24 protein-coding genes are annotated in these 25287 nt (G+C 46.8%); 18 read left to right on the forward strand and 6 right to left on the reverse strand.

From position 1 onward, the window contains the following. Positions 1-51 precede the first annotated feature (51 nt). From K2F33_RS11070 to K2F33_RS11080, 3 genes are all read left to right on the forward strand, one after another. Entirely contained in the window at positions 52-729 is a 678-nt protein-coding gene (locus tag K2F33_RS11070; protein WP_263881659.1) for a pentapeptide repeat-containing protein, read from the forward strand. Between the two features lie 209 nt (positions 730-938). Then, entirely contained in the window at positions 939-2123 is a 1185-nt protein-coding gene (locus tag K2F33_RS11075; RefSeq protein WP_263881660.1) for a serine hydrolase domain-containing protein, read from the forward strand. Between the two features lie 325 nt (positions 2124-2448). Next, positions 2449-3090: an HAD family hydrolase gene (locus tag K2F33_RS11080; protein WP_263881661.1), complete on the forward strand. Its 642-nt coding sequence runs from the start codon at positions 2449-2451 to the stop codon at positions 3088-3090. Positions 3091-3148: 58 nt separating this feature from the next. Here the strand turns inward: K2F33_RS11080 and K2F33_RS11085 are convergent, their stop codons facing one another. The 3 genes from K2F33_RS11085 to K2F33_RS11095 all read right to left on the reverse strand — a co-directional run bounded on the left by K2F33_RS11085 (position 3149) and on the right by K2F33_RS11095 (position 5251). After that, complete coding sequence (locus K2F33_RS11085; protein ID WP_263881662.1) at positions 3149-4099, reverse strand: aldo/keto reductase; 951 nt, start codon at positions 4097-4099, stop codon at positions 3149-3151. A gap of 205 nt (positions 4100-4304) precedes the next feature. Next, entirely contained in the window at positions 4305-4514 is a 210-nt protein-coding gene (locus tag K2F33_RS11090; RefSeq protein ID WP_263882337.1) for a helix-turn-helix domain-containing protein, read from the reverse strand. Continuing rightward, complete coding sequence (locus K2F33_RS11095) at positions 4448-5251, reverse strand: AraC family transcriptional regulator (protein WP_263881663.1); 804 nt, start codon at positions 5249-5251, stop codon at positions 4448-4450. Before K2F33_RS11095 ends, K2F33_RS11090 begins: the two co-directional genes overlap by 67 nt. Positions 5252-5824: 573 nt before the next feature. Here K2F33_RS11095 and yidC point away from each other — a divergent pair. Together yidC and K2F33_RS11105 are read left to right on the forward strand one after the other, a co-directional pair. Further along, complete coding sequence (gene yidC, locus K2F33_RS11100; protein ID WP_263881664.1) at positions 5825-6838, forward strand: membrane protein insertase YidC; 1014 nt, start codon at positions 5825-5827, stop codon at positions 6836-6838. A gap of 357 nt (positions 6839-7195) precedes the next feature. Then, positions 7196-8065, forward strand: a complete 870-nt coding sequence (locus K2F33_RS11105) for an aminoglycoside phosphotransferase family protein (protein ID WP_263881665.1) — start codon at positions 7196-7198, stop codon at positions 8063-8065. A 354-nt stretch (positions 8066-8419) separates the two neighbouring features. Here K2F33_RS11105 and K2F33_RS11110 read toward each other — a convergent pair whose 3' ends face one another. Next, on the reverse strand, positions 8420-9214 hold the full coding sequence (locus tag K2F33_RS11110) for an SDR family NAD(P)-dependent oxidoreductase (RefSeq protein WP_263881666.1): 795 nt from the start codon (positions 9212-9214) through the stop codon (positions 8420-8422). A gap of 149 nt (positions 9215-9363) precedes the next feature. Here K2F33_RS11110 and K2F33_RS11115 point away from each other — a divergent pair, with 149 nt between their 5' ends. Next, the gene (locus tag K2F33_RS11115) at positions 9364-10215 is read left to right on the forward strand and encodes a helix-turn-helix transcriptional regulator (RefSeq protein WP_089548934.1); all 852 of its coding nucleotides are present in this window, start codon (positions 9364-9366) and stop codon (positions 10213-10215) included. A gap of 189 nt (positions 10216-10404) precedes the next feature. Here K2F33_RS11115 and K2F33_RS11120 read toward each other — a convergent pair whose 3' ends face one another. Further along, on the reverse strand, positions 10405-10578 hold the full coding sequence (locus K2F33_RS11120) for a hypothetical protein (RefSeq protein ID WP_167372965.1): 174 nt from the start codon (positions 10576-10578) through the stop codon (positions 10405-10407). Positions 10579-10664: 86 nt separating this feature from the next. Between K2F33_RS11120 and K2F33_RS11125 the strand changes: the two genes are divergently transcribed. The 4 genes from K2F33_RS11125 (at position 10665) to K2F33_RS11140 (ending at position 14345) form a co-directional block, all read left to right on the forward strand. Continuing rightward, positions 10665-11123, forward strand: a complete 459-nt coding sequence (locus K2F33_RS11125; protein ID WP_263881667.1) for a hypothetical protein — start codon at positions 10665-10667, stop codon at positions 11121-11123. A 133-nt stretch (positions 11124-11256) separates the two neighbouring features. Next, a complete protein-coding gene (locus tag K2F33_RS11130) occupies positions 11257-12195 on the forward strand; it encodes an AraC family transcriptional regulator (RefSeq protein ID WP_263881668.1) in 939 nt (312 codons plus the stop codon). Positions 12196-12411: 216 nt separating this feature from the next. Beyond that, positions 12412-13380 carry an SDR family oxidoreductase gene (locus K2F33_RS11135; RefSeq protein WP_263881669.1) on the forward strand — a complete coding sequence of 323 codons (969 nt, stop codon included), beginning with the start codon at positions 12412-12414 and terminating at the stop codon, positions 13378-13380. A 140-nt stretch (positions 13381-13520) separates the two neighbouring features. Beyond that, positions 13521-14345 (forward strand): copper amine oxidase N-terminal domain-containing protein, encoded by an 825-nt coding sequence (locus K2F33_RS11140; protein ID WP_212985465.1) that lies wholly within the window; start codon positions 13521-13523, stop codon positions 14343-14345. A gap of 171 nt (positions 14346-14516) precedes the next feature. On the opposite strand, the gene K2F33_RS11145 is transcribed toward K2F33_RS11140, so the two are convergent. Then, positions 14517-15809, reverse strand: coding sequence for an FAD-dependent oxidoreductase (locus tag K2F33_RS11145; protein WP_263881670.1), 1293 nt, complete (start codon positions 15807-15809; stop codon positions 14517-14519). 147 nt (positions 15810-15956) lie between these two features. Between K2F33_RS11145 and K2F33_RS11150 the strand changes: the two genes are divergently transcribed. The 8 genes from K2F33_RS11150 to K2F33_RS11185 all read left to right on the forward strand — a co-directional run bounded on the left by K2F33_RS11150 (position 15957) and on the right by K2F33_RS11185 (position 25138). Beyond that, on the forward strand, positions 15957-16571 hold the full coding sequence (locus K2F33_RS11150; RefSeq protein ID WP_263881671.1) for a TetR/AcrR family transcriptional regulator: 615 nt from the start codon (positions 15957-15959) through the stop codon (positions 16569-16571). 249 nt (positions 16572-16820) lie between these two features. Next, a complete protein-coding gene (locus K2F33_RS11155) occupies positions 16821-19142 on the forward strand; it encodes a helix-turn-helix domain-containing protein (protein WP_263881672.1) in 2322 nt (773 codons plus the stop codon). Positions 19143-19437: 295 nt separating this feature from the next. Continuing rightward, positions 19438-20295 carry an ABC transporter permease gene (locus K2F33_RS11160; RefSeq protein ID WP_263882338.1) on the forward strand — a complete coding sequence of 286 codons (858 nt, stop codon included), beginning with the start codon at positions 19438-19440 and terminating at the stop codon, positions 20293-20295. A gap of 13 nt (positions 20296-20308) precedes the next feature. Continuing rightward, positions 20309-21169 (forward strand): carbohydrate ABC transporter permease, encoded by an 861-nt coding sequence (locus K2F33_RS11165; RefSeq protein ID WP_145141318.1) that lies wholly within the window; start codon positions 20309-20311, stop codon positions 21167-21169. Positions 21170-21234: 65 nt separating this feature from the next. Beyond that, the gene (locus K2F33_RS11170) at positions 21235-22797 is read left to right on the forward strand and encodes an extracellular solute-binding protein (protein ID WP_263881673.1); all 1563 of its coding nucleotides are present in this window, start codon (positions 21235-21237) and stop codon (positions 22795-22797) included. A 32-nt stretch (positions 22798-22829) separates the two neighbouring features. Next, positions 22830-23924 carry an amidohydrolase family protein gene (locus tag K2F33_RS11175; protein ID WP_263881674.1) on the forward strand — a complete coding sequence of 365 codons (1095 nt, stop codon included), beginning with the start codon at positions 22830-22832 and terminating at the stop codon, positions 23922-23924. Next, positions 23921-24283: a Rieske (2Fe-2S) protein gene (locus K2F33_RS11180; protein WP_105444790.1), complete on the forward strand. Its 363-nt coding sequence runs from the start codon at positions 23921-23923 to the stop codon at positions 24281-24283. The genes K2F33_RS11175 and K2F33_RS11180 overlap by 4 nt, the downstream gene beginning before the upstream one ends. Positions 24284-24562: 279 nt before the next feature. Beyond that, positions 24563-25138, forward strand: coding sequence for a TetR/AcrR family transcriptional regulator (locus K2F33_RS11185; protein WP_089548919.1), 576 nt, complete (start codon positions 24563-24565; stop codon positions 25136-25138). Positions 25139-25287: the final 149 nt, after the last annotated feature.

Consider the following 25287-nt stretch of genomic DNA (forward strand, 5'->3'; position numbering starts at 1 on the left):
CGGATTCAAAGTGCTTGTTAGAAAACTTAATTATAAGGAGATGTGAATGTAATGAATCAGAAATTGACAATGACCACCCGCTCGCTGGAACAGCAAGTCGTGACCAACTTTAGTGGAAGCAATCTGGTGAAGAGTGACTTAGCGGGCGTTACGGCCCATAAAGGACAGTTTAAGGGCAGCGCGCTCGCCGGTTCCGACTTTTCGGGCTCGGATTTGACCGGCAGTACGTTTAATAGAAGCGACGTACGCGAAGCCAACTTTGACGGCACGAATCTGACGGACTGCAGCCTGTCTGCGCTTGACCTGACCAATGCAAGCTTCAATAAGTCGATTCTTGTACGAACCAACTTCAGCAGCGCGAATCTTAACGGAGTCAAATTCACGGGCGTAAGGATGACCGACGTCACGTTAACGACAACGGATCTGAAAACAACGATATTTGAGGGCTGTTGGTTTGACGGGGTTGACTTCAAGTACTCCGATCTGAGCGGGCAGCGTTTCGACGGACAGACGTTTATCGGTGTGAAGTTTGACAGAGCGGATTTAAGCAACGCTTCGTTCAGGGGCGCTACATTAAATAATGTTTCTTTCCAACCGGGGTTTACCTTTACGAAGAAGTACTATCGCATGATCAAAACGATCTGCTTTGACGGCGCGACGATGGATAAACTGACATTTGCTGCTCTCAAAGGCATGGATGCCAATTTGTCAAAAGTCACCGTCATTTAAGGGAAGGGATCCGATGCAAACCAAGACCATTCAAACAAAGGACTGCAAAAAACCAACAAGCAGCTCCAAGTGCTGAAAGGTAACGTTTCGGAGCCTTCTATAGTGAAAGAACACAAGCGGATCCTTTGATAAAGGAGAACGCCAAGCCGGGAGAGAGTTTGTAGTTTAAACCAATTGGACTGATAAAAAAGTAAAGTGAGGGAAACGAAATGGAAAAGAAAACAACAGAAAATTTTAGTTCGTCAGAAAATATGAAGGAAAAAGGAATCGCTGCCGGGCAGGATCGACCGGAGCTGCAGAAGGCTATCCAGGAGATCGTCGATTCCGGTTTCCTCGGGGTGCAGCTGCGCGTGAACGATGAGCAGGGCGAGTGGGTCGGCAGCGCCGGGGTGAGCAGGTTGGGCGAGGAGGCGAAGCCGCCTACAAACGGGCACTTCCGGATAGGCAGCAACACCAAGACCTTCACCGCGACCGTGGTGCTGCAATTGGTTGCCGAGGGCAGGATCGGGCTGGACGACCCGGCGGTAGACTACCTGCCTGAGTTCGGACTGGACCGGCGGATCACAGTGCGGATGCTGCTGCAACACACCAGCGGGGTGTTCAACTTCACCGGCGAGTACTACGAAGACGGGACGGTCGTTCCAGGGATCCCCTGGCAGGGCCAGGAGTGGGTAGACAACCGGTTCAAGACTTACCGGCCGGAGGAGCTGGTACGGCTGGCTTTATCCAAGCCGGCGCGATTCGAGCCGGGAACGGACTGGAGCTATTCCAACACCAACTACGTGCTGGCCAGGCTGCTGATCGAGAAGGTCACCGGCCGCTCGCTTGCCGAGGAGATGCAGCGGCTGATACTGGGGCCGCTTGGGCTGTCGGGTACTGTGGTACCAGAACCGCAGCCGGAGATCCCCGAACCACACGCCCACGCCTACTACCGGTACGAGGAGGCCGGCGAGCAGAAGACGGTCGACGTCACCCGCCAGAACCCCTCCTGGATCTCCACCGGCGGTGACATGATCTCGACCACCCAGGATCTCCACACGTTCATCTCCGCGCTGATGGGCGGCAAGCTCCTCCCGGCCCCGCTGCTGGCCGAGATGTGCAAGCCGTATCCCAAAATCGGCTATGGCCTGGGGGTGTTCGTGCAGAACGCCGGACCGAACGGCGAAATTACCATCATCACCCACAACGGCGGCATTTCGGGCTACGCGGCATTGATGTACAGCACGCCCGACGGCAGCAAGACCCTGACCGCCTCCTTGAACTATGTGGACGACATCACAATGTCCCTGGCAGTGGCGTTCCAGAAGGCGACGCAGAGGCTCCTCGAGGAGGTCTTCGGCGGCGGGCAGGCCGGGTCGGCTGACGCGGCCGAGCCAGCCAGTAAACAGGACTGAGCACTGTGGCACGTATGCCTTGAGGCCGGACTCCTTCCGGTTGTGCATGGGGTAGAGCGATCGCCGGGATGACCAAGTTGAGTAAAGCTCAAATTTATAGAGATGTTACGCTAACGGAGACGATAGTTCAATAATGAACAAGAAGCCAGCCGATTACTTTGATCGGCTGGCTTTATTCAACTAACGGGCAGGATAGAGTCATTGTAGAACCGAATTATTTAATAACTTATTTCTTCAGTAACATATTGGGCCCCGTCTATTTGGAGTGATCAACAGCGCGTGATGGCACGAATGGTTACCACAGCTGCCAAAGGAGAACCAAACAATGAAGAAGTACATACTTTTCGATCATGATGGTGTTCTGGTAGATACTGAATTCTGGTATTACAAAGCGGGAGAACGCGCTCTGGCTGACATTGGATTTACCTTGGATAAAGATCAGTACCTCCGCGACATGACCCAGTCATTGGGCACTTGGTCCCAAGCTAGGGCGGCAGGTATTGATGAACAGACCATCAGCAAGCAGCGTGAGGTCCGCAACGTCTATTATCAGGAATATCTTAGAACAGAAGCCATAGAGATTGAAGGTGTCGTTGAAACTCTAGCCGAATTGTCAAAGTACGTCCGCATGGCTATCGTGACGACTGCAAAACGTGCGGATTTTCAACTTATTCATGAAAAGCGCCAGATTATACAGTTCATGGAATTCGTCCTTGTTCGGGAAGACTACGAGCACACCAAGCCGCACCCTGAACCATACTTGACCGGCCTAAAGCGCTTCGGGGCTAGCAAAGAAGAGACCCTGGTTGTAGAGGATTCAAACAGAGGGTTGAACTCAGCTGTGGCGGCTGGTATCGACTGTGCTATTGTCCATAACGACTTCACCAAAACACATGACTTCTCACAGGCCAGCTATCGAATCAAGACGCTGATTGAACTAAAGGACATCATCCTGAAAGTAAACTGAGAGACCCTAGAACCTTCGTTTGGGCCTGATAAGGCCGGCACAAGAAGGATTATAGTAATTAATGCATCGGCTTTTCCCATTCACCTTTGATGACTATTCCTGTCTCTTTCGCCGCTGCTTCAAGATCATGGACTTCCTGTGCTGTCAGCGTGATTTCGGCGGCTTTTACAGCATCAGCAATTTGGGAAGTTCTCGTAACGCCGATGATCGGAACGGTTCCTTTTGCAATGGCCCAAGCGATGGCAACTTGTGCAGAATTCGCATTGTGCTTATGGCCGACTTCCTTCATAACATGAATCAGGCCTTCCAGTTTCGCAAGCACCTCTTCATCAAACGCCTCTCCTCTTCTGGTGCCGCTGGGGAGAGGATTTTTCGCATTGTATTTGTCAGTTAATGCGCCTTGTTCCAATACCATATAGGAGAAGAACACAATGTTGTTTTCGTTGCAGTAATCCATAATTCCGGCTTCTTCGGACGAACGGTACAGTAAGCTGTAATGATTTTGTACAGCAGAGATTTTCAGCCCTTCTTCAGCCAAAATACTTTGTGCTAGCTGGATTTCCTCCAGAGTGTGGTTGGAGACGCCTGCATATTTTACTTTTCCGCTTTTCATGAGCGGAATCAGCTCTGGAGTCCATCTTTTTACATCAAGAGGATTGTGGATCCAATAGATATCCGTCTGGTCTGCGCCGAGCCGATCCAGGCTGCTGTTCAAGCGGTCTTCAACAGGCCCGCCAAGCTGCGGAGTGAATTTCGTTGAGAGCAGCACATCGTCGCGGCCTTTGGTAAACTCGCCCAGAATGCTTTCGGAGGCTCCCATTCCGTACACCGTCGCAGTGTCCCATAAATGGAGTCCGGCTTTCATCGCCGCATCAAAAACCGGTTTTAAGTCTTCCGCGGTAAGATGATTCCCGAAAATAGCATCCCCGCCGCCTTGACCGGTCCCCCATGACCAGGTACCAAGAGCGATCGGAGGAATCATTTCATTTTGTAATTTTACTTTTTTCATTGGTTTCAACACCTTTCTGTATTAGTGAAACGTTTACCGCATGAGATAAGAATATCAGGGAGACGAATGAATTTCTTTGCCTACAAGCTCATTTCTATTTGTTTATTTAGCTCATTTTGGTTTCTGTACATAACAAAATACCGTTCCGCTGTCCGCGAAACGGTATCTTCAAATCAAGTGCCTGTGCAGCCATTTTTTAGCCCCTTTAGGCATCCTCCTTCAACCTCAGCTGCCGTCTAAACTCTGAGGGTGGGAGTCCGAATCTTTCCTTGAATACTTTGGAAAAGTGAGCGATATTTTCGAATCCGGTCGAAAAACAGACATCCGTAACAGATAACACGGTTTCCGCTAGCAGTTCCTTGGCTTTATCCAGCCTTCGATTGCGAACCCATTTGAGCGGGGAGGTGTTGTATATTGCTTGAAAATCCCTTTTGAACGCCGCAGGCTTCTGCCGGACAAATAGGCCAGGTCGTTAAGGGAAACGGGATTCATGAAGTTCTCCTCCATGATTTTTGCAATGCTGCCTCTTTCCTTGCTTATGGGTTGCATCATTTGATGCAGCAAACGATCATTCGAATCGGCGATGTGAAACAGCAATTCCATCAGCTTCACACGAACCAGTCCTTCTTTGACTTCGTCAGAGTTCTCGAAAAAGGGTTTTAACGACTCAATATAGCTTCCAATGCGGTCATTGATCGGAAAGACGGTTATCGGAACAACATCATTCACGGGATAAATGGGTCTTAAACCGGCGAACTTGAGGAATTCATCTACGATCTTCTCGTTCAGGAAAAACATCGTATAGTCGAGAATATAATCGGAATCGGGTTCACCCGTTTTCTCGTACTCGACTCCAGTTGATTTATGAATAAACATCATTTCGTTGCTCCGTATCGTGTATTCTCGATCACCGAAGCGAATGGTATAGACACCCGACTTGACGATTAGCAAAAGATGATCCTGCAAAAAAAAGCTTCCTTTTATGCCTTGTGTGTAAAAACAGAATTCGATAACGGACATCCCATCCAGCTTCAAGCTCCCTTTTTTATTCGGAGACTTTACCAGTTCATGAGGCACCCTGACCATTTTGCTTGATCTCATAGTCGTGGATGCCCCCGCCTTACTTGTTCCTGCGATTGCTCTAGTTTCCATTTCATAATCATCCTTTCGGATATGCCCGTCTGCGCTTACCTGTAGAATAATTAGAAGGCGTTTGGACGGTGCCTGCTAACGATGTGCTTTGGCCGATGTTCAAAGGAACCATCCTCTATGTTTCTTAACAAACTTTTCAACACTTATACGTTTAGTATAACTGGAACCCGGCGAGAATACTTTGCTGAAAAGCTCAAACGACTTGTTCATTTAGCTCCAAACGAGCAAATTTTCCTGGATACTGTTTTCGACTATGAAGATCGTGCCTGTTAGGGCCGCTCCAACTCCTTTCGTAATTTTCGCTGTTATGACTGTTAAAGGGCAACGGTTACAACCTAACGGAGTTACAGAGCTAAACTGGCTTCATGCATTAAGCTAACGGGCAGGTTAGTGAAACTACACAGTTTTTTTTAACGTATAATTATTATAAAAAAACCATATCGCTTTTGCGGAGGTGAACTTGACTGGAGCATTTTTATGACTTGGTTCAATTGGCATTCTCGATTGCTCTCATCTCTTCCGTAGTGTTACTTCCATTCACCTATTTTTCTTCACAAAAGATACACTGGGGGCATGAAATTGCTGCAGCCGGTTCAACCTGGTTTGTGGCTGTCAGACTGTCACAACCCAGCAGCATTCAGCGGTGGATCGTACGTATCGCCAGACGAAGAGAAGCACCTGATGAAGACGAGAATAGTCCTTCCCCACATTGATATTCCATACTTTCAATTAGGGAGGACAACGATGAAAAAGATTATGTTGCTCCAAAAATGGGCTAAGTCCATTCTCGTCATGTTGATAGGAGTTATTCCGATCATTGTGCTCAGCGGGTGTTCGACAGCATCCCATTTAAACTCGATTGATGCCGATTCATCAGGAATATTTAACCACTTTTTTATTTATCCATTTTCGATCTTGATCAAATTCTTCGCGAATGCCTTTCACGGAAATTACGGATTATCGATCGTGCTGATGACTTTCATCATCAGACTTGCGATCATGCCACTCATGATGAATCAAACCAAGAAACAAATGGACATGAAAGAAAAGATGGCCGTCCTCCAACCGGAGTTAACTGTACTTAAGGAAAAGTATAAGAACGATGTCAGTGCGGATGCAAAAAAACAACAGCAAGCCGAGATGGTGCAGCTCTACCAGAAGCATCAATTTATTCCCTTAAACATGGGGTGTTTACCGATGCTTCTCCAATGGCCAATCACCCTAGCATTTTACTACGCCATTCGTCGTACCCCAGAGATTGCAGCTCACGATTTTTTGTGGTTTAGCTTGGGGAAAACAGATATGATTTTGCCGTTTATTGCCGCTGCGGTGTATTACGTTCAGTTTCGCGTGTCTCAATCTGTTTCAGTGCAGTATCAGCAAAATCAAAATAACCAAATGGCTTTTATCGGGTTGTTATCACCGATCATGATGGGTGTATTTTCTTTTGGGATGCCCGCCGCGTTACCACTATATTGGGCTGTTGGCGGTATATTCATTATCGTGCAAACGATCATACTCAATAAAATGTACATGAAGCCAAAGGCAGCGATTAAAAACCTACCTACTGGTGCAGATGATTTATAAAATCGAACCAGTCATAAAATAATACTGAGTACAGAGCATCTGAGGCGTAATCTCAGATGCTCTGTTATTTTTGTTGGTGGCTCGTTAACGGGGAACATAGTCCAACAAAATGAGAGAAATGAGAGGGCTAAATCCCCAAAAAGGATGCCCTTAATCTTGCCTTACAGGCAACACGTGGAACCGTATCATAAATAACAGTTAAGCTAACGGGCAGGTTAGTTGATTTAAACAAAACTTTACCTTGAACTTCCTCCAGGTCAACTATACGATCTTTATAGATGAAGTTATAAAAAAAGGAATTTTATCAAGAGTTATTTAGTCACATATTCGCCTAATCGATTGTTAAGGGGGAATTAAATGTTTGAACAAGTAGATATAAACAGTATCCTCAACGATCTTCATGAAAAAGGCTTAATGGATAACACTGTTATTGCAACTAAAAATAAGTCTGGTTCTACAGATGGGCGGGTTTATATTCTTTCAGAGCACAGCGAATCGAAATACGTTTTAAAAATAGATCACTCGAACCAAATTATCTTGGCGGAACAATTTCTTAATACACATCGGCACATTAATCTTTTGCCTAAAATTCTCTATACTGATCCAGCAAAAGAGTATATCGTATATTCATACATTGAGGGTACAACTCATAATGCCAACGGTTTGAAAATCAATTGGTTGACAACTTTGGTGAGAGAACTCTTCAATCATTACGAAAAACGTCTACATACAGATAAGTGGGGAAGACTGGGGTCACCGGTTCAATCCTGGCGTGAATGGAACATTCGGAGTTTAGAAGATACGAGGAATAATTGGGGAAGCCTTTTACCAATTGAGGATTATTATAGATTGGAATCCATTTTTGAAAGAATATCCAAAAGTGCGGAGAATGAAGCAAAATTTTTACTCCATGGAGATACTGGTGTCCATAATTTTGTATTTCATGAAAGCTCACTAGTTGGTGTTATCGACCCTTCGCCAATGATTGGCCCTTTGTTATACGATTTTACGTATGCTTTTTGTTCTTCTCCAGAAGATTTAAACCTAGAGACCATATTGCCTGCATTCAATTTGCTGAATCATGAACCTTTGGAGAGATCAAGGCTTATTGAAGAAGTTATCTTTCAACTTTATTGCCGTATTGGTATCTGTATTCAATTCCATCCGCATGATTTAGAAAGCTATCTAAAAGCGTGGAAGTACTGGAAGGCCCTCCCCATCAATTAATCTTTGACCTCACAATTTGTGCTTTATAGCGTTTTATGACATTAACATCGTTTAATAAGCTAACGGGGAACGATAGCTCAATCATTACAAGAAAGGCAGCAGGTCAATTGACCTGCTGCCTTCATTGCACTAACTTTACTGAGGTGCGATATTTTAATGATCTTGGAGCAGTTTGCTGGCGGGCCACTGCTTCACCCTTTGTTCAATTAACAGGAAATGTAATGTACTCAGCCGTGGGATGGCTGAAATTCCATTGTAGTTTAGGGACGACAGCAATTGTCGGAGCGTTTCATAACATGCGGAAGGAGTATCCCCGGGTCAATGGACCCTATGGGATACTCTCTCCGTTAGGGACTACGCTCTTGCTCCGCCGTCCACCCGTAGAACGACGCCTGTCACGTAAGAAGCGCGATCGCTCAATAACCAGGCAGCTGCTTGTGCGATCTCATGAGGATCGGCAGGACGCCTAAGAGGCGTCACAGAGCTGCTTTTTTCAATAATATCTGGAACTTGTGCAACTAACCCCTCGATCATCTCGGTCATGGTGGTGCCAGGTGCAATAGCGTTTACGCGGATACCCGAAGGCCCGTATTCAATGGCAGCCGTCTCGGTCAGACTATTAACAGCCCGTTTGGCGGCTCCGTAGACAGACAACCCGGGATTACCTCTGAAGCTGCCGACGCTGCTGTTATTGACAATGGCACCGGTACCTGCAGTATCGAGCATTGCCTTGATTTCCGCTTTCATTGCCACCCAGATTCCTTTGTAATTTACAGCTTGAAGAAGGTCGAAATCCTCTTCTGAGACCTCTGTTAAGGGCGAAAGGGAAGCCCCAATTCCAGCATTATTGAATGCTATATCCAGGCGACCGTGACGCTCAACGGTCGTTTGAACCGCCCGTTCGATGCTGGCGGAATCGGCTAGATCGGCTACAATGTAATCGGCTTTACCGCCTTTCGCGATAATTTCCTCAACTCCAGAGCGTAGAGCTGCTTCTGTTCTTGCGACGAGAGTAACCGCTGCTCCTTCTTCGGCGAAGAGTTTGGCTGCCGCTGCTCCGATGCCGCGGCTGGCCCCTGTAACCAGAGCTACTTTATTGATCAGCATTCCCTGAGAATTGTAATTTTTGTGCTGTGTTATTGATTGCATGGCCTGTCTCCTTTAAAGTCGGTAATGGTTTGAAATCGTTTCAAACTGAGTTGAAGCGATTTCTACGATTGAGTATAATTTTCTAATACACTTTTAACGAGAGGTTGCTTAATCATAGGTTTCCGAGTAATAGGTTAGGAGGGATTGAGATGAACGATCGCGAGCGCCGCTTGGCTCTTGGTGATTTTTTGCGTAAACAGAGGTCAAGCCTTTCTCCAGAGGATTTGGGATTGCCGACTGGGTCGCGCCGCCGGACAGCCGGATTGCGCAGGGAAGAGGTCGCACAGCTGTCGAATATCGGCACATCCTGGTATATGTGGCTGGAGCAGGGACGTGATGTCCGTCCGTCAGTACAAGTGTTGGAAAGCCTAGCTGCGGCTCTAAAGCTTAATCCCAATGAACGACGCCATCTTTTTTTTCTTGCAGGAGAATCACTGCCTCCTTACTTGTCTCCTCATAAAGAAAGTATCGGGTCAGCATTTCAAAGGATGCTGGATGACCTTACTCCGAATCCTGTATATATTCTGGGAAGACGTTGGGATTTTGTGGCCTGGAATGATGCTGCAAATGAGGTTTTCTCTATTTCCTCGGCAGCACCGCCTCATGAATTCAATTTAATCTGGCGGTATTTCACGGACCCGGTATGGAAGAGGCGCTTCAAAAATTTCGATCAAAAGGCTACGGGAATGATTGCGGAGTTCCACACGGCATCCGCCCGCTACGTTGAGGATTCGTCGTTTGCCGAATTAATAGAAGATCTTAAACGAATAAGTCCTGAATTTGACCGGCTATGGCTGCAGCATGAAACGCCCGGCTCTCTTGAAGGATTTAAAGAAGTGGAGCATCCCTTCATGGGGCTGCTTGAGTTTGATCATATTACCCTGCAAATCCCCAATGATCCTGATATGAGAGTGATGATTTACATGCCTCTACCAGCAACAAGATCAAAGCTGGAAAAATATTTGCCAAAGGGATCACCTGCAAAAGAAAGTAAAGGATAACATCATTATCCTAAGCGCGGGGGGCTTTCGATGTGGGAGTTTTATAATGTCGGAGGACAAGAACGCACACACATAAGAAGTCGCGGGATCCGCGGCTTTTTTTGTTTTAACGATGCAAGTTCTTGCCCTCAGCTAGGGACATGAACTTGCATCGTTATTTAGAGAAGCCTGCGGCCATAATCTCCCCTCTTATTCCTCGAAATCGGTACTCACCGTCGTTTCTTTCCAATTTTCAATGTCGTTAAGCATGTCACCCAATTTTGCGGTTGCTACCGCATATGTGTCTTTGCCCAGCAATAATGTTGTCCAAAAGCCGGCTGCCTTTTCCTCAATTAACGGGCAGGGGAGTTCAATGTTTTTCACGAATACCCTACAAATGGATTATTTACGAAGATCGTGAATTAGACGTTAACCGAAAGCTGAATAGAGCATAAGTAGAGGAGCCTGAAATGAATAAATCTAAAAATATTATAACTGTATTAGCAGTTGTAGTTATTATTCTGGTAGTTTTTCTAATATATTCTATGAATTTACAAATGAACAATAAAGAGATTTTAAAATACAAACAAAACATGATTGATATGGAATTTAAATATCAGTTAGGTGAATCAGCTGCATGTTTTAGTAGGGATTTTACCGGTGGAAACAACACTAATTATGAAAGTTATGTAGGTACAGTAGCTGCCGCTTCAGCTGTATCTAAACCCTCGTCTTATGAAGCCACTAACGATTTGATAGATGTAGGACTTGATGGTTTATACAAAGCAATGATAAATGGAGACAAGAAAGAAATAGTAATAGGTAAGGCTGAAAAGATAAGAAATATCTTCATAAAATTAAATCTAGATCCAACAGATATAGAAACCACAGCTGAACTAAACAATCTTGTTGCAAGTCTTTATAAATAAAGAATTCTTCAACCATAATTGCCAGCAAAAAAGAATTGAGAAAAATAACTTGAAGAAGCAACGGAAATGGGGGGCAGAGGAGTCCGCCACATCGTTCGATATGAAAAGTTAAGAAGGAGGTGCTTTCGAAAAAATGCTGGAAAATCACGAGATTATACGAGTATCCGATAATGCCCAGAGATCACTTGATGCGGAAACGGCCCGACTGGCAAGTCTGATTTACGCTCATACTTCGCATGACGGGACCTATGATGTGCGGATCCCTGGGCTGTATGTCATTCGTTACTCACATGTAGAAGCAGCGGATTACTTACATACCATCTACTCGCCTGCCGTCGGCATTGCCGCGCAAGGAAAAAAAATCTTAACCGTGGGGCAGGAGGTACATGAGTATGGCGGGTCTCGTATTTTTATTGCTCCCGTTGCCTTACCGGTTGCGATGAAAACCATACAAGCCAGCCCTGCCGAACCGTTCTTGGGAGTAGGACTGTACCTTGATCCACAAAGGCTCGCTGATTTGGTTCCGAAAGTATTTCCGCAGGGGTTGCCTAAAGTCCGCAATCGTAGTGCGGGTTACGTGGTTGATGCTGATTTGGCCATTATGAATGCCGTGGTAAGACTTGTAGACTGTCTATCCCATCCGGGTGATGAAAAATTGCTTGCGCCGCTCGTCATGGACGAGATTTACATCCGGCTTCTCCGCAGCCCCATCGGCGTTAACGTTGCCGAGACGGTTTTTGCAGATTCCGGTGTGCAGCGGATTGTGAAAGCAATTGACTGGCTGCAGGCCAACTACTCCCAGCCATTAAAAATCGCAGATTTGGCAGAGATGGTCCATATGAGCGAGTCATCGTTTCGTGAGCATTTTAAGTCGGTTACGGCAATGAGCCCCATACAATACCAGAAAGCTCTGCGCCTTCAAGAAGCAAGACGCCGGATGTTATCCAATAAATTGGATGCGACGACTGCGGCCCGGGCTGTGGGATATGTGAGCGATTCCCAATTCAGCCGGGATTACAGCAGCTTCTTTGGAAGTCCTCCAAGCAGAGATATCGCCAAATGGCGCAAATAAACACAGTATTTGAACGGATCGGGAGGCATCATCGCTTTTTTCCATATATACCCGCGGCCATAAGGCTTAGCGGGTTTTGTCTTTTCTGGAGAGCAGATTTCGTTGAATCAAGCAAAAACTTAAGCGAATAAGGCAAACTCCGGGATGAACAAACTCCTATACTATGGTTAAAGCGAGGTTCAAGAAATCTGTTTAAAAATTTGAGGAGGATTTTACATGCATGTTTTTGTTACGGGGGCTGCCGGCTTCATCGGAGCAGAGGTTGTTCGTAAACTAATAGATGCTAACCATCATGTAGTCGGTCTGGTTCGTTCCAAAGAGGCTGGCAGGAGGCTCACTGCTATAGGTGCAAAGGTGCAAATGGGTTCAATAGAGGATATCGAATGCTTGCATAGAGGAGCTGCAGAGGCTGATGGTGTTATTCACTTGGCCTTTTTCCATAAGTTCTCGCATGCCAGTCTCCGGACACGCCTTCGAATTTTGCTCGGGGGCAATCCCCGCCGTGCGTCTTTGAGGTTCACGAAGGCTGCTGCAGAGGCTGACAGACGCGCCATTGAGACATTCGGTACTGCGCTTTCGGGCCGCGACTGTCCACTAGTCGTCGCTATTCCAACTATGAGCCTCTCACCGGGTGGACTGGCAACAGAAGAGCATGCACCCGATCCTAACTCCTTAGGAAGCGGACGGGTTCCGTCGGAGATCGCTACACTGGCATTGGCAAAACGGGGAGTCCGCTCCTCAGTTGTTCGTCTTCCTCCGCTTGTACATGATTCTGGCGGTGATAAGAACGGCTTATTACCGCTTCTGATTCGCACGGCTCGTGATAAAGGTATCTCCGCCTATGTGGGCGAGGGGACCAACCGCTGGCCGGCTGTGCATCGCCTAGATGCGGCTCAATTGTTTAAGCTTGCATTGGAGAAAGCCCCGGCAGGGTCGCGACTCCATGCGGTGAGAGATGAGGGAGTGCCATTTCGAGAAATCGCCGTCACCATCGGCCAACATCTGAACCTCAAGATAGATAGCATTGACGTGGACAAGGCGGGTTCACATTTCGGATGGCTAGGAGCCTTCGCGTCGGTGGACAATCCTGTATCAAGCGCATTAACTCAAGAGCGCCTGGGGTGGCGTCCCGTACATCCATCCCTTATTGAGGACATTCATGAGGGGCACTACTTCCGCAGATAATTTGATCTTGGCTAGGAGCGGTTTGCCGGCGGCAGCTCCTTTTATTTATAAAGATCACGGGCAGTTTAGCGCAACATTACTTCACACTTCTCGTCATAATATTAGTTCACTAAAATATGCCAAGAAAGGAATATAATATTATGAAAAAGGTTCTAACAGGAATTTTCGCTGCATTCATTTTATCTATCTCTTCACCTGCATACGCGGCAGATATGCAAATAAAAGTTGAAGGAATTACTATTGCCTCCGCTGTGAAGCCCGAAATGAAGAACAATCGAACGATGGTGCCTTTGCGTTTCATCAGTGAAAATTTGGGAGCCAAGGTCACCTGGTCGGGTTCGGAAGTTACGCTCGCCAAAAGTGATATGCTGGTAATCTTAAAATTGAAGAGCCGTACGGCGATGAAAAATGGTAAACCTGCGCTACTCGATGCAACCCCATATATCAAGAATGATCGCATCATGGTTCCGCTTCGCTTTATTGCAGAAACGTTTAACTGCAGCGTCGGATTCAGAAATTCGACAGTATCTGTTGAACCTGCCCCATTTGTTCTAGATGGAGTGAAAGTCAAAGCATTGCAGTACGAAGTTAACTATACAATGGGCAGCATAGTAAAAGAAATTAATGGGAGTGCCTATATCGAAGCGATTTATCATATTTTTGACAACAAAGGAAGTAAGTCGAATCCCCCTGCCAGTTACACTTCGAGTGTTATAGAGCTTACAAGGGGGGATTATTACATGAGTGGAAAGTTTGATTTTTTGGATCAAAAAGGGAACAGCATGAAACAATTTTATCTCTATACTTTATCTCATTCCGAGGGCAATCCCAGTGTTATGTTATATGATGCGACTGAAAAACAATGGTATTCGTTTACCTACCCAGCATTTCAATCGATTGATAAGTTCATTGAAACTGCCGGGAAAAACGGTTTTCTGACGACGATCAGTGATACAAATCCATAAGGCAACAAAGAGGCAGCATTCTCATATATGTAGGCGGCTGATATCGGCTTGAATTGCCGTTTCTATGGGGACATCCTTCATCAGGAGATGCAATGGTCTCGTGAGTTTCAGGGCTTTTTCCTGAGGTAGGAAAAGCCCTTTCTACATCCTCGTATGCGAAATGAAAGCCTGTTATATTAAATTCTCTTGTAGCAATGCTTTTAATCCTGCCGTATTTATTACATTCCATGGTGTGTTTAATTCTGGCTGAAAGAAGAAGTCGGCATATGCCAATTGTTCTAATGTGCATCCGGTTTGAATCGCAAGGGAGACCGTATTGATATTAGCAGTCAAATCAACTTTAGACATGATTTGTCCCCCTAAAATCTCTAAAGTTGTTGGATCGTAAACCAGTTTGAACATAACGTTTGTCTCCGGAGAAAACAGGGACGTCTCTTGTTCCAAGTAAACGGATTTTATTTCAATGCCAAGCTTTTTTGCCGTTTTATCATTCAAACCCGCTGTAGCGAAATAATAATCGAAAATATGCGCACCTGAAGAGCCTTGTACACCAGGAAGCGGATGAATGGCTTCGAATAAGTTTTTCACTGCATAATGTGCTTGACGACGCGCGTTGGTTCCTAATGAAACATTCATCCGCATTTTACCGGGATTGTACCAAACCGTTGTTGCATCCCCAATGGCGAAAATATCGGGATCACTTGTACGCATGTATTCATCTGTTTTAATTCTGCCATCCGGCAATAATTCCACTGCTCCTCGCAACCATTCCGTGTTGGGACGATTGCCAGCAGACAAGATGACCAGGTCAGCTGAATAGGTGCCTTTTTTAGTTACAACCTTGATGACTTTATTATTTTCATCACCGACAAATTCGATGATCGAGTTGCCCAGTGCCAATTCGACATCGCGATCTTTCATTTCTTTTTCAAGTACATCCGTAAATTCTTGATCTAAGTAGGAGCTTAAAGGACGATCGTTGATGTCCATTAACGTAACCTTTTTCCCTGACTCGGCAAATAAGGAAGCTGCTCCGGTCCCAATGTACCCTGCACCAACAATAACAACGGTTTTAATATCTGGATCTGCAGCATGTTTTCTCATATTGAATATATCTTGTCGACTGCTCATCGTACCGATGTTTTTTAAATGATGTCCAGGGACAGGAAGAATAAATGGCTTTGCACCTGGACTTAAAATGATTTTGTCATAACCCTCCGTTCGCGTTTCCCCTGTCGCATGATTGAATATTTCCACTTGGTGTTTGCCAGGTTCTACTTTAGTTATTTCAGTGTTGCCGAAGACGGTTACTCCTTGTTGTTGAATGGATTCAAGATCCTTGGCCGGAATGGAGGAGAAGTCTCCTTTGTCATACCATTGAACGTTCGCTTTCGGGTACATCAATCGTAACGCTTCAACCGCTTCAATACCTCCGTGCGATCCTCCTAAAACAATAGCTTTCATGATGACCTCTCCTTTAAATACATCATTGTATCTTATTTTATAATTAGGATACATTATTGTATCTTAAAAAGTCAATTAGATACATGTGTGAATCTTATTCATTTAAGATACAGTTTGATATATAATGAACGTACAAGGAGAGAAAGAATGATGATCGAATCAAATAAAAGCCGCCGCCGCGGCGACCAATTACAAAATGATATTTATGCAGTTACGTATCGTCTGCTGGAGACGGAAGGGTACAGTGCGATTAATTTTTCGCGTATTGCTCGTGAGGCGAACACCAGTCGTTCGGTGGTTTATCGTTATTGGGATACCCCGTTTGATTTAGTGTTTGCAGCTGTCCAACAACGGATGCAACAATCGGAAGAGGAACTCAACAATTTGGATTTTGACAGAGGCAGTCTCCGTGATAGTTTAGTATATGTTGGTCAGTATTTTATTCTGGAGTCCAACAATGGACCGTTTAGATTGTTTAAAATGCTGTTTTCCGAGATGATTAACCAGCAGGAGCGAGAACGGACAGGCCAGATGTTGGCCAAAGCAACGGGTGCCAATATTAAGATGATGGATTACGTTCTTCAACGGGCCGTACAACGGGGAGAAATCACAAAATTCCCACCTAAAGCGACCAAACTAATTCTTTTTGAGCAAATTCGTTATACGTTTATGCTTGAAAATGGATTGGTGTCGGATCAGAAATTGGAAGAGATTGTTGATCATGTGGTGTTGCCGGCAATTTTGTATTTTTCTAAACAGTGAATAAGCTGGGTACCGGAGCTTAGCTTACACACTTGTTGATCCATCATAGACTGGGGCATATGCTCCAGTCTTTTTTTTGTTGCACTCATGGCCATGTAACCCAAAAGCGAGGTCCGGCTGCCTTTCAGGCAGAAGCGGTGATATTTTGCAAAGTAAACAAGTACAAATTTAGTGAAAATAGTTTAAGATAGGGATGAAATAATATTTTGTAATTAATTTGTATTTATGAAATTTTATTGGAGGGTTGTCATGGTGAACCGTTTCTGGCAAACGTATCGCACAGTGCTGTTTTGTCGGTTATTCGCTAACTACTTCGCACTGATTCTCATCCCAGTCATCGTAGCCGCCGTACTGACCAATTTTTTTGTCGTCCGGTTGATTGAGCATGATGCGGAAAGATTGAACAATACCATCATGCAGCATTTCTCGGAGCAAACCGATGACACCTTCGCCTCTCTCGAACGTGATATGGTGAACATGCTGTCAACTGCAAGCCTCAAGAACTTTCCCGGAACGTCCGGCGGTCCGGCCGACCTCACGCAGCACTATGAATGGATTCACTCGCTCATGCAACAAATGAATAAACTGGATTCGGAAGATCTGGTGTACAAATCGTTCCTGTACTTTGCGAGCGAAGATCTTGTCATCGACGGCAATACATACAACAACAAAGACGAGTATTTCCGGGAACAGTATCTGATTAAAGATACGGATATGCCATCGTACTTTGCCAATTTTACTGGCAAGAAATCGATGGTTTTTACCAAACCGCATACCGTATTTGAAAGGCCGCCGTTCACTCGGGACATTGTCTCAACCCATTCGAACACCGCCATGCTGATGAGCTATCCATTCAACAATAGCAATCCCGAAGTCTATTTGGTCGTGAATCTTGATCTAGATAAGCTTCGCGGGCGATTGGGCATTCAGGAGAAGTGGGTAACGGATACGATGCTGGTCAACTCGTCCGGCTCTGTCCTGATCTCGAACGGATCGTCCGAGCTACAGCCTGATTCATTTGCAGCGATGATCCGTATGAATCCGGAACAGACTTTATTTTTAAACGAGAATAGGAAAGCGCTATCATTTACCAAATCCCGGTTCAACGATACTTGGTATTACGTAAGCATGATCGATCTGCCCACCCTAATGAAGCCGGCAAGCACGATCCGCACGATGACGTTCGTACTGCTTGGCATGTTTATCATCGTAGGCGGCTTGGTTTCTTATTATTTGAGCCGAAAATTGTACAACCCGATTCGCGAAATTAAAACGGGGCTGGAATCGCAGCATCCGCATCTGGACGACGCACCCGGCTCCCACAGCGGCAACGAGTTCGATACGATAAAACGGTTTTCGCATTTGCTAATCTCTAAGAACAAAGAGCTGACACAGACCGTAAACGGCATGTTCCCGATCGTTCAGGAGCAATTTATTGTTCGAGTGTTGTTTGGTCAATACCGCGACAGCTTGTCCATCGAATATTACGCAAAAGAAATTGCCTTCCCGTACAAGCCGGTATCAGCCGCAACCGTCCTCTGCATTGATATCCAATACTATTCGCCATTCGCGGAACAGCTGTCTGAAACGTCCAAATCATTTACGCTGGCCGAGCTAAAGGAGAAGATTCGCAAGCTGTCCCCGGCGATGATTTGGGTATGTCAAACACGTTCCGAACAATTGTCCTGTGTGTTGCATCACGAGGAGAATCAGCTTTGCGACCCCATGGAAACAGCGAATGTTATAAAGCTGCTCCTGGAACATCCTTATTACAAGGCTTCCATTGGGATCGGGGAAACAATCCATTCCGTCGCCGCTCTCCATGAGTCTTATAACCATGCGCATTCGATGCTCCATTATAAGAGCTTGCACCCTGGTGCCGAGATTTGCAGCGAACAAAGGGTATGGAAGGAGCGATCGTCAGGGGATAGTTTCTTGTCTGCTCAAGAAGTGAACCGGATCTTCAATAGGTACAAAGCTGGCGATTACAAAAACTTGCTTCAGTCCGTGTTCGACTTGCTGGACGCAGGAATGCGAAGTAATGCGAACGCAGATCAGATGAAGAACTTGGGCACCGATGTGCTGAATACTTGGGCCAGGGCCATCGAAAGTGAGCAAAACGATTTTGACATCTCGGTCTATTCCGAGTTGTTTGCCTCCATCAACCGCTGTGTAACCTGGGAAGAAATGAGACGAACGTTCCGGGAAATACACGGCGTACTGTTCCGGACGACCGTAGCTCCGGATCGGAAACAACAGTTTGCTGAAATATTGGACTATATTCGGGCCCATTATAACGAAGAGCTCTCCATTGAGCATTTCGCGGAGCAAATGAACATGTCCGCCGGGCATTTCAGCCGCATGTTCAAGGAAGAGGTGGGTGAGAAGTATGTGGAATACATCGCCAAGTACAGGATTTCCAAAGCGAAGCAATTTTTGCTCGAAACGGATATGAAGATCGACGATATTGCCGGACAAATTGGCTATTGGGGAAGGAATTCATTCATCCGTAATTTTCGTCGTTACGAAGGAATTACCCCGGCTAAATATCGCACGATCCATCAATCATGAGTCTTCTTTTTTTCGAAGTCTCATTTTTTTCACCTGCTTATCATGCGAGTGGCGTTGTTATGCGGTTTGTAAAAATGGAGACATCCCGAAAACATGGTGCTTTACCCGCGGCGTGCCACCACATATAGTCAGAGCCAAGATTCGGCTGGCGTTCAAACGCCTGCCAAAGGAGGTGAAACCGTTGTCATTGGATCGAAGCGACGCCGCGAACGCACAAATACCAGCCCGAGATCAAAGTGGAAAGGGCACTTCTCTCCGATTCAAGCTGAAGAAATACAAAACGTTATATTTGCTGATGCTGCCTGGCATCCTGTATTACATCCTCTTCAAGTACGCGCCGATGTACGGGGTGATCATCGCGTTTCAGAATTTCTCGATCGGCCGTGGTATCCTGGGCAGCAAGTTTGTCGGCCTGCAGCATTTTATTGATTTTTTCCTCAACACGCCGGATGCCTGGAAGCTGGTCCGGAATACGGTCATGCTCAATGTATACGACCTGATATTTCGTTTTCCGGCACCAATCATCCTTGCTTTGCTGTTCCATGAAATCCGAAGCCGGAAGTTCAAATGGTTCGTGCAGAGCGTCAGCTACATGCCTCACTTTTTATCTACCGTCGTGATCGCCGGCATTATGGTTACCTTTTTGTCGCAGCAGACCGGAATCGTCAATCATATCCTCGACTGGCTCGGCTTCGGGCGAATTATGTTTCTCGGCGAGCCAGGTTGGTTCCGTACGATCTACGTAGGCTCGGAAATTTGGCAGACGATCGGCTGGGGTACCATCTTGTACTTGGCGGCTATTGCCGGCGTCGATCCGACGTTGTATGAGGCTGCTAAAATTGATGGCGCCAATCGGTTTCAACAAATGCGTCATGTGACCTTCATCGGCATGATTCCGGTAATGATCGTCCTGTTTGTCCTGACGCTTAGCCACTTTATGGAAACCGGCTTCCAAAAAATTATTTTGCTGTACAATCCGATGACCTATGAAACCGCGGATGTCCTCAACACATACATTTATCGCCGCGGCATCCTATCCGCCGACTTCAGCTTCGCTACGGCTGTCGGTTTGTTCCAGTCGGTGATCGGATTCGTGCTAGTCGTCTCAGCGAACCGTGTCGTCAAGAAATTTTCGGACACTAGTCTCTGGTGAAGGAGGCCGATAAATGAAAATCAAGGAAAGCTTCGGCTCGAAGTTGTTTGATGCTGTAAATATCTTCCTCATGACCATTCTCATTATCGTCATGGTCTATCCACTCGTATATGTGTTTTCCGCTTCCATCAGTGATAACGCCATGGTCATGAGCGGGCGGGTCGTTCTCTGGCCCAAAGCGATCAACTTGATTGCTTATGAACGGCTCCTCGGCAATCCGGATCTATGGATCAGCTATTGGAACACGATTCGCTATACCGCCGTTCAAACCTTCTTATCGCTCGCCGTTACATCTGCCATGGCTTATCCGCTTGCCAAAAAGGGGCTCCCTGGCCGTCCGCTGATATTGTTTCTGGCGGCCTTCACGCTGATGTTCGGAGGAGGGATGATCCCGACCTTCCTTGTTGTACAGAAACTGGGACTGCTTGATACGATGTGGGCGATCGTGCTGCCGTCGCTAGTCAGCACTTGGTATCTGTTCATCATGCGCACCTTTTTCGAAGGATTGCCGGAAGAGCTTGAAGATGCGGCCACCATTGATGGCTGTGGCACGATGCAGGTGTTCCTAAAGATTGTACTTCCGCTTTCGCTTCCGGTACTCGTCTCCATTGGTCTGTTCACCGCCGTTAATCAATGGAACTCGTTTTTCGATGCGCTGATCTATTTGAACGATCGGAGCATGTACCCCTTGCAAATCATGCTGCGCAACATTATTATCGCCGGCTCGAACGTCCAGGGCGAAGGCAACACGGACTATATAGAGACGCTGAAATACGCCATGATTACGATTGCTACGGTACCGATATTATGCGTGTATCCGTTCATTCAAAAATATTTCGTACAAGGCACCATGATCGGCGGAATCAAAGGGTAGATGCAGATTCCACCGGAACTTATTCCTATATATATCCGATGTCAATATAAGGAGGGTATAAACAAGTGAGTAAAAGAATGATGGCCATCATCCTTTCTGCCGTTATGCTGAGCGTTCTGACCGCAGGCTGCAGTGGAAAAGGAGGGAAGCAAGAAGGGGCAAATGGAGGAGGGACAGACTCGCAAAAGCCAATTTCGTTCTCCTGGCTAGTTTATGATCGCCCGGAAGGAAAGGTAAAGAATGATTGGGAGATTTTCAAGGAAATCGAAGCGAAAACGGGCGTCAAAGTGGATTGGCAGGTCGTCAGCCAAGAAGGCCTGACAGAGAAGCGGCAGATTATGATCGCTACCAACACGGTCACGGATTTTAGTCAGCCGACAAATCAAGAGGCTAGGGAGAACGGGCCGGAGAACGTGTTTCTGAATTTGAACGATTATTTGGATATCGCGCCCAATCTCAAAAAGTTTTATGAAACTTATCCCGAAGCGAAAGCTGTGGCAACTGGAGCAGATGGCGGTATCTACGACGTTCCTGTACTCGAAGGTGACCCTGCTGGGAAAGGCTTCAATTATATTTGGATGGCGCGCAAAGATTTGATGGATAAATACAACTTGAAAGCCCCGACAAATATTAATGAATTTTATCAATTCCTGAAAGACTTGAAGGCTAAAGAGCCAGACAGCTACCCGCTCAGCTTCAATACTCCGGTCACGGCGGATACCGGAATGTATACCGTATTCGGAAGGATTTTCACAGGTATTACAGGCTTCTTCAATCAAAGTCCGACGGAAGAGAAGTACGAATTCGCGCCGTACAATAGCGGATATAAAGATGCACTTGTATTTATGAATAAGCTGTATACGGAACAGCTGCTCGACCCCGAATTTTATTTGTTGACTCCGGATCAGTGGGAAGAACGGTTCTTAAAAGGGAAGTCGTCCGTAACCTACTACTGGAAGGCGGAAGTGAACCCGACGATCGACAAAGCGAAGCAAGCCGGCACGCCCGATTACGATCTGGATGCGCTTCCCGAGTTTGCCGCAGACGGCGTAAAGACCTACCAGTTTTCCCGTCCGGTCGTAGGATCGGTGGGGCGGGCCATTTCGGCGAAAGTCAAAGATAAGGAAAGAGCCGTCAAATTTCTTGATTATCTAGTGAGTGAAGAGGGCACCAACTATTTGTCGCTCGGTATTGAAGGCAAATCTTATACCCTTGAGGACGGGAAGCCGGTCTACATGAAAGAGTTCGGAGCTAGCCCCTATGTGCCGCTGCGCCGCGATTTCGGCGTATGGTACGACAACATTTCGCTGAACAACGCATTGGCACGTCAAACGTGGGAGAGAGGTCTCGACGACAAAAGCAAAGCGATCAACAGCAGCTATGAAAAGTTCATCATTCCCGCCCCTAAGGCACTCGTGAAGACTACGGAAGAGCTCGATCTCGAAAAATCAAAGCTGACCCCGCTCACCAAGTTTTTGGAGCAGAAAATTACCGAATTCGTCACAGGCAAGACACCGATTACCGACGCAAACTACCAGCAGTTCTTGGATCAATTGAAGAAGCTCGGCTCCGATGAACTGCTGGAGATGTACAATACGGCATATCAGCGCACGTATGGTTCCAAGTAAGCGGTAAGATTCAAATCAAAGGAGGGCATGGAATGCGATCCGCATCGTTTATCGTTGATGCTGACATCCACAATGCGATCGACAAACTGCAGGACTTGCTGCCTTATTTACCAAAAGTATGGCACCAACAATGGCTCGAAAGTGGTATCGGTGTGCACGGGCAGTATTATTCGCCCGTAGGTGTATTGCGTCAGGATGCAAAGCCCGACAATGGCGCAACCCCCGGAAGCGATCCGCAGTTTGTCCTGCAGCATTATATGGAACCGTTCGGAATCGATTACGGCATATTAACGGGTGGGGGAGAACAGGGCCTTTCTCTTCACGCCGATCCGGACTATGCGAATGCCGTAGCTGCCGCCTTCAACGATTGGCTGGCGGATCAGTGGCTTAGCGTCAGTCCAAAATTCAAAGGCTCCATTCAGATTAACCATTCCGATCCGGCGGAAGCCGTCAAAGAAATCGACAGGATGGGGCCGCATCCGGGCATGGTGCAGGTCGTTATGGGAAGCGGAGCGCGTATGCCGTACGGCAACCGCTTTTACCATCCGATCTACGAAGCAGCTGAACGGAATGGACTGCCGGTCGCCATTCATCCGGGCACGGAAGGGAAGGGGATATCCGGCGCCCCGACACCGGCCGGGTACCCGACCCGGTATATGGAATGGCACAATATTCTACCTGCGAATTTTATGACTCATATCAATAGCCTAGTATGCGAAGGGGTGTTCGAAAAATATCCGAAGCTTAAATTTGTAGCGATCGAAGGCGGTATATCCTGGCTGCCCCATTTGATGTGGCGCATGGACAAAAACTATAAAGCGCTACGCGATACCACGCCATGGCTCAAGCGTCTACCATCGGAGTATATTGTGGAACATGTGCGGGTAACAACGCAACCGATCGAAGAACCGAAGCAGCCGGAACATCTGCTGCAAATCTTTCAGATGATGCATGCTGAACAGATCGCTATGTTCTCATCCGACTACCCGCATTGGGACTTCGACAATCCGAAAGTCGTGCTGAGAAACCTTCCTCAGAAGTTGAAAGAGCGTATTCTAGGGGATAACGCGGCAGAGCTGTACGGCTTCCCGATCCCGGAGAGGTCTAAGGAGGCGGGTCCCGCATGAGAGTGAAAGTGGCGGAGCCAGATGCGATCAGCGACGGCGGCAAACTTATCGTAAAAGTGAAAGAGATGGAAATCGGCCTGTTTCGGATCGAAGGTAAATACTATGCATGGCGTAACGTTTGCCCGCATGCGGCGGCGCCGGTATGCGCGGGGGCGATTCGAGGGACCCGGCTTCCTTCCGATGTTTACGATTATTGTTACGGATTGGAAGATCGAGTGCTGCGATGCCCATGGCACGGCTGGGAATTTGACCTGAAGAGCGGTCATCACCTGGCTCCAGGCAGCGACGCGAAGCTGCGTGGTTATCCGGTGGAAACCGACGATACCGGGGTATATGTTGTGTTACGTAAGAGGAATTGAAGCTTGGTTTGCGGCTAAGGATATGATTCCTTAGCCGTTTTTTCACAAAAAGCCGCGTCACGGCGGCTTTTTTTTCTTTTAACAATATAAGTACTTGTCAGAACTAGAAGACATAAAAACAAGCAGAACAAACAAGAAAAACATTTGAAGGCAGCCGACAAAAAGCCGGCTGCTTTTTTCATTAAGCTAACGGGTAGGACGTATCTTTAAAACAATAAAAGCCCTAAGCGTACAACCTTCCTTATGGACATTCGTATATAGCACTGCTATAATGGGCGTATGAACACATATGACAAAATATTGGCAGCTGCTCTTAAGGTACTCGAAGAGGAGGGCGGAGCCCAATTTTCGACGCGAGCCGTAACGGCGATCGCACAGGTTACGGCTCCTACGCTCTACCATCATTTCGGCAGTGCCGATGGACTCCTGAGTGCAGCTATAGTGGAAGCGTTCAAACAGTTATTTGAAAGCAAGATTGCCGCTGTGGAGTCCGCCATTCCAGAGATGGCTCTTCGTCAAGGATGGGATGACTATGTCCGCTTCGCGGCAGCCCGTCCTCGGATTTATGCAGCAATGATGGGGCGGTTGCTCGAGGGAGCCCATATCGCGGCGGCAGATCAGTCGTACCAAGCATTGGTGCAAAATATTCAGAGAGTCGCCGACGAAGGCAAACTGGCCGTGTCAGTCCAGGCTGCGGCAGATCTGGTCTGGGCTTCTGCGAATACGGCCTCTTGGCTGTATGTGACGGCCCAGGTTCGTAAGACACCCCCACCCCAGCCCGACGTCGTTGATCTCATTCGGGAAAGCGTAATGCAGATCATTTTGATCCAAAGGCCGGAAGACGATTCAAAATGAGGAATTCGGTGACAGAGCCTGGCGAGTCCAGGCAAAGCCCTAATTTAGAGACGCATAAGAAAGATCGCCTATCCAACCTGGACCTCCAGGAGGATGGCGATCTTTTTTATGTTTGGAGGATGCGAGTCAAACGATGTTCGAACCGCAGG

Source organism: Paenibacillus sp. PSB04 (genome assembly GCF_025809195.1).
GTDB lineage: Bacteria > Bacillota > Bacilli > Paenibacillales > Paenibacillaceae > Paenibacillus_AQ > Paenibacillus_AQ favisporus.

Excerpts from the sequence above, each read along its gene's own strand:
- K2F33_RS11070 (WP_263881659.1), top strand. The coding sequence starts at position 52 with ATGAATCAGAAATTGACAATGACCACCCGCTCGCTGGAACAGCAAGTC.
- K2F33_RS11075 (WP_263881660.1), top strand. The coding sequence starts at position 939 with ATGGAAAAGAAAACAACAGAAAATTTTAGTTCGTCAGAAAATATGAAG.
- K2F33_RS11080 (WP_263881661.1), top strand. The coding sequence starts at position 2,449 with ATGAAGAAGTACATACTTTTCGATCATGATGGTGTTCTGGTAGATACT.
- K2F33_RS11085 (WP_263881662.1), bottom strand. The coding sequence starts at position 4,099 with ATGAAAAAAGTAAAATTACAAAATGAAATGATTCCTCCGATCGCTCTT.
- K2F33_RS11095 (WP_263881663.1), bottom strand. The coding sequence starts at position 5,251 with ATGGAAACTAGAGCAATCGCAGGAACAAGTAAGGCGGGGGCATCCACG.
- yidC (WP_263881664.1), top strand. The coding sequence starts at position 5,825 with ATGAAATTGCTGCAGCCGGTTCAACCTGGTTTGTGGCTGTCAGACTGT.
- K2F33_RS11105 (WP_263881665.1), top strand. The coding sequence starts at position 7,196 with ATGTTTGAACAAGTAGATATAAACAGTATCCTCAACGATCTTCATGAA.
- K2F33_RS11110 (WP_263881666.1), bottom strand. The coding sequence starts at position 9,214 with ATGCAATCAATAACACAGCACAAAAATTACAATTCTCAGGGAATGCTG.
- K2F33_RS11115 (WP_089548934.1), top strand. The coding sequence starts at position 9,364 with ATGAACGATCGCGAGCGCCGCTTGGCTCTTGGTGATTTTTTGCGTAAA.
- K2F33_RS11125 (WP_263881667.1), top strand. The coding sequence starts at position 10,665 with ATGAATAAATCTAAAAATATTATAACTGTATTAGCAGTTGTAGTTATT.
- K2F33_RS11130 (WP_263881668.1), top strand. The coding sequence starts at position 11,257 with ATGCTGGAAAATCACGAGATTATACGAGTATCCGATAATGCCCAGAGA.
- K2F33_RS11135 (WP_263881669.1), top strand. The coding sequence starts at position 12,412 with ATGCATGTTTTTGTTACGGGGGCTGCCGGCTTCATCGGAGCAGAGGTT.
- K2F33_RS11140 (WP_212985465.1), top strand. The coding sequence starts at position 13,521 with ATGAAAAAGGTTCTAACAGGAATTTTCGCTGCATTCATTTTATCTATC.
- K2F33_RS11145 (WP_263881670.1), bottom strand. The coding sequence starts at position 15,809 with ATGAAAGCTATTGTTTTAGGAGGATCGCACGGAGGTATTGAAGCGGTT.
- K2F33_RS11150 (WP_263881671.1), top strand. The coding sequence starts at position 15,957 with ATGATGATCGAATCAAATAAAAGCCGCCGCCGCGGCGACCAATTACAA.
- K2F33_RS11155 (WP_263881672.1), top strand. The coding sequence starts at position 16,821 with ATGGTGAACCGTTTCTGGCAAACGTATCGCACAGTGCTGTTTTGTCGG.
- K2F33_RS11160 (WP_263882338.1), top strand. The coding sequence starts at position 19,438 with ATGCTGCCTGGCATCCTGTATTACATCCTCTTCAAGTACGCGCCGATG.
- K2F33_RS11165 (WP_145141318.1), top strand. The coding sequence starts at position 20,309 with ATGAAAATCAAGGAAAGCTTCGGCTCGAAGTTGTTTGATGCTGTAAAT.
- K2F33_RS11175 (WP_263881674.1), top strand. The coding sequence starts at position 22,830 with ATGCGATCCGCATCGTTTATCGTTGATGCTGACATCCACAATGCGATC.
- K2F33_RS11180 (WP_105444790.1), top strand. The coding sequence starts at position 23,921 with ATGAGAGTGAAAGTGGCGGAGCCAGATGCGATCAGCGACGGCGGCAAA.
- K2F33_RS11185 (WP_089548919.1), top strand. The coding sequence starts at position 24,563 with ATGAACACATATGACAAAATATTGGCAGCTGCTCTTAAGGTACTCGAA.